At 35.2% G+C, this 4,310-nt stretch carries 4 protein-coding genes; all 4 read left to right on the top strand.

The window, feature by feature from the left end; all coding sequences use genetic code 11:
* The first annotated feature begins 385 nt into the window (after positions 1-385).
* Complete coding sequence (locus ACPYKA_RS19465; protein ID WP_479543854.1) at positions 386-1,087, top strand: response regulator transcription factor; 702 nt, start codon at positions 386-388, stop codon at positions 1,085-1,087.
* A complete protein-coding gene (locus tag ACPYKA_RS19460) occupies positions 1,084-2,544 on the top strand; it encodes a sensor histidine kinase (protein WP_479543853.1) in 1,461 nt (486 codons plus the stop codon). Before ACPYKA_RS19465 ends, ACPYKA_RS19460 begins: the two co-directional genes overlap by 4 nt.
* Positions 2,545-2,546: 2 nt before the next feature.
* On the top strand, positions 2,547-3,617 hold the full coding sequence (locus tag ACPYKA_RS19455; RefSeq protein ID WP_479543852.1) for a LolA family protein: 1,071 nt from the start codon (positions 2,547-2,549) through the stop codon (positions 3,615-3,617).
* Between the two features lie 21 nt (positions 3,618-3,638).
* Positions 3,639-4,310: YknW family membrane protein (gene yknW, locus ACPYKA_RS19450; protein ID WP_479543851.1), on the top strand; the 672-nt coding region annotated here is incomplete at its 3' end.

Below are 4,310 nucleotides of genomic sequence, written 5' to 3'. Positions count from 1 at the left end.
GGTAAAAATGACACTGCGTTAGAGGAACTTCGACTAAATACCGACACGTCCTATGTCGAACGTCGAAGTCACCACATTCTACGTGAGCTCGTTGGCTTGCTTCTCCGCTCCTTGAAAAAGGAACGCACTTTTTCTGCGTGCTAAAGCGTTTCCTTGGAAAAGAAGATCACTTTTCCTGCGTGCCAGACCTTTGCTCATGTATCTAAATGCAGCAGGGGATCTTCCGTTAGCCGACTTGGTCCTTTTTATCCTCCTTTTTGAACACGCATTTATTAACGTAAACCTACTCCAAATATTACCTTTAAAATTAAAAATAAAAATATTGTAAAATTAAAATTGTATCCTTTTGCTTATGTTATAGTAGAAACTACAGGAGGAATGAACGATGCAAACGCGTTTACTCTTAGTTGAAGATGACCCGGAAATTGCTCGTGTTGTTCGTGATATGTTTGTACGCGACGGATATCATGTTACATGGGCGACAACAGGTCTTGAAGGTTGGGAAGATTTTCAGGAAGCGCATTATGATCTAGCTTTAGTCGACTTAATGCTTCCAGAGATGGATGGATTTACACTTTGTAAAAACATTCGTTGGAACAGCGATATTCCATTAATTATTATAAGTGCGAGAAAAGAAGATGAGGATAAAATTGAAGGCCTTGACATTGGGGCAGATGATTATGTCGCAAAACCATTTAGTTTAAAAGAACTAAAGGCTCGAGTTGAATCACAATTACGTCGATGGAACAGATATCAAGGAGTACCACGTCATGAAAATAAGTCATCTTTTAATGAAGGATTGACGATATATTGGGATCAAAACAAAGTACATATTAATGAGGAAGAAATCGCATTAACAGTAAAGGAATTCGATCTTTTAAAAGTACTGGCACAAAATCCAGAAAGAATTTTCTCTAAAGAAGAATTGTTTGAACATGTATGGAGACAAGTTGATCAAGATGGACTACATACGGTTACCGTGCATATCAAATCATTACGTACAAAATTAAAAGACCCAGTGAAAACTCCGCAATATATTCAAACTATTTGGGGAAAAGGCTATCAGTTTATTGGAGAATTATTGTGAAAATTAAAACATGGTTACTCATTTCTTATTTTGTCGTTATGATACTTCCGCTTTTCTCCGCTTACTTTTTATTTGCATGGGTTGGTTCTTATCATAATGAACAGAAGGTTGAAGAATATGCGAATGTTTACACTGAAATCCAGTCACTTAAAGATGTTTTAATTGATCCGACGTTATATGATCCCGCAACATCCAAAGAAGAAGTTGAGAAATTAACGAGCAGCGAACTATCTATTTCACTTTATAATAGTGACGGATTAAATTTATATTCCTCGAATGCAAATTTTGACACTGTCCAGCAAGCAACTAGCAAAAGGTTATTATATGAAAATTTATACGAGTTACAGCAGGGGCTTAGATCTTTCAAGTATAAAGAACCAGTTTTTGAAGATGGGAGCATCGTCGGTTTTTTTGATATCGAAATTGCCAGAGAGGAATTAATTTCTACAATTATAAAGCGCGGCTGGATTGTCATTGGGTTATTTGTTACTTCCTTCATTCTGATTTATGCGGCAATTGCTGTTATCGTTAATAGAAGATTGAATAAAAGATTGTACGGATTAATGGATGAGATGTCAGCATTCGCTAGTGGAAATGCTTACGCGGAAACAGAAACAGGAAAAGATGAAATTGGGGAGTTAAAACAACATTTTTATGCAATGCGAAAACAAATTACCGCTGCCCGAGAAGAAATTGAACAAGAACAAAAAGAAAAGGAATATATGGTCGCAACCATTTCCCATGATTTAAAAACGCCGCTTACATCAATAAAGGCATATGCGGAATCACTAAACGTAACAGAAGACTTATCTGAAAAAGAACGTAAAATGTATCAGAAAGTAATCATTGATAAATCGGATTTTATGAAACAAATGTTAGATGATTTAATTACCCACACATTACTTCAATCCCAGGATTACGAACTGGAACTGGTAGCTGTCGATGGAGAAGAGTTTTTTGACATGATTATTTCCGATTATGATGCTTTATGTGAAAAGAAAAAAATTCATTTATTCGCATGTAATAACGTCAGTGGAAGTTATGATGTCAACCCAAAACAGATGATGCGAGTCGCGGATAATTTAATGATGAACGCAATTCAACACACACCTGAATTAGGTAAAATTTGGATCGTTACTCTCTCTGAAGCTAGTAATCTAGAAAACGGTTTGTTTGAATTTGTGAAAAATACGTATACATTTGATTTTACGAAATATGCCTACCTTGTTGTTCAAAATGAAGGAGAAGGAGTGCCAGAAGAAAAGTTAAATTTTCTATTTGATCCGTTATATCAGGTGGATCAAGCGAGAAGTAAAAAAGATTCACATGGTACAGGGCTAGGACTTTCGATTACGAAACAAATTATAGAGAAACATGGCGGTGAAGTGGAGGCACTGTCAAAAGAAAATATTGGAGCATGTTTTATTTGTTCAATACCGAAAAGGAAGGAGGAATGAGTATGAAAAAAGCAATATTCGCCCTTATCAGTTTATCCATTTTGTTCGTAGTTGGTTGTGGGAAAATGAATCAATTTTCACCTGAGCAAGTAATTGCCAATGCACTAGAAGCAGAAAATGAGCTGTCCTATTATGGGGAAATGGAGATGACGATTGGTGGTATGGGGGAAAATGAAACATTATTTTTAAAAGAGTGGCGTCAAAATGAAAGGTCTCGTGTAGAAATAGAGGATGATGGCGGTCAAGTTATTGCGGTTAATGATGGAAAAGCAATCATAATGTACGAAGAAAAAGAAAAGAAAGCCATCTCTTTTGAAGATGAAGAGTTACAAGAATTAAATATGAATCCGAAGGAACAAGTGGAAATGTTACTTGAAATGATACGGGATACGCACGATATCAAAACCGTTGGAGAAGAAGAAATTGCTGGCAGATCGACATTTCATATGGTTGCTGATAGACAAAAAGATAAAAAATCCTTATATGATAACCAAGAAATATGGATTGATAAGGAACATTGGGTGGTATTAAAAATGAATTCAGCGAGTGGAGATTTACAAATCAACATGGAGTACAAAAAGATAGATTTTAATGCTAAAATAGACGAATCCCAGTTCCAACTAGATTTACCTGAGGATGTTGAAATTGAATCTTTTGATGAAGAGGGAGAGGAAATAACGTTAACAGATATACCGGAGAAAATGAACAGTTCTTCTGTATTATATATTCCAAATACCGAGGAACATGAGATAGACAAGATTTCTTTTATAGAAATAGAAGGTGATCCAAGTTATCAAGATGTGACAATGGATTATAAACAAAATGGATTACCTCTACTGACATTAACCATCCTCACCGCTGATGAAGAGACTGAAGATACTAAAGATATATTTGCAGCAGGTTTTGAAAAAGAAACAATCCGTGGGGAAGAGGGATTATATTTTGATGTTGAAGAACTACATTCTATTAGTTGGAGTGAAGGAGGTTTAAGATATTCAATTAATATTATTGACCCAAATGTCACATTAGATATGGTGAAACAGTGGGCTGAGGAAATGGAAGTAATTAATTAAAATTTAGGGAGTTGAATAAACATGACAAATGAAATGAACACAGAGATAGAACAACCGAAATTAGAAAAACCATCTCTTTTTGGGATGATAATGAATCCACGAGAACAGTTTGAAAAAATCAGGGAAAACCCAAAAATTATTGTTGCTTTAATTATTGTTACATTACTCACGATTGTCGGAATGTTACTAATGATGAACGGGATCGATTTCATGAATGACCCGAATTTAGCAGGTATGAGTGAAGAAGAAATGATGATGGTTACAATGTTTAGCCAAATTGGTTTTGTGATCGTTGGTGTGTTTACACCGGTTATCACTCTTCTTATTAGTTCAGTCGTACATATTATTATCGCTAAAATTGTTCGTTCCGAAGTAACATTCAAGCAATTATTTTCTATGAACACGTACATCTTTATCATTAGCGCAATAAGTATGATTGTAAATGGAATTGTTTTTATGATAATTGGCGGAGACCCGGAAAAGTTGTTTACTAGCTTAAATTCAATCATTGGTGCGGAAGGAATTTTAGGTGCTGTCTTAAATTCAATTGAAGTATTTACGATTTGGGGATTGATTATTACGGCGATGGGTCTGCAAATTGTTGCAAGATTTTCAAAAGGGTTATCATGGGCTGTTGTAATTGTATTTTTCATTGTTGGACTTATATTTCAGATGATTTCAGCTGGTTTTAAT

Origin of the sequence: Pseudogracilibacillus amylolyticus (SeqCode) (assembly GCF_051918545.1) — a bacterium.
GTDB lineage: Bacteria > Bacillota > Bacilli > Bacillales > Amphibacillaceae > Pseudogracilibacillus.
This window is presented reverse-complemented; position numbering and strand designations above follow the sequence as displayed.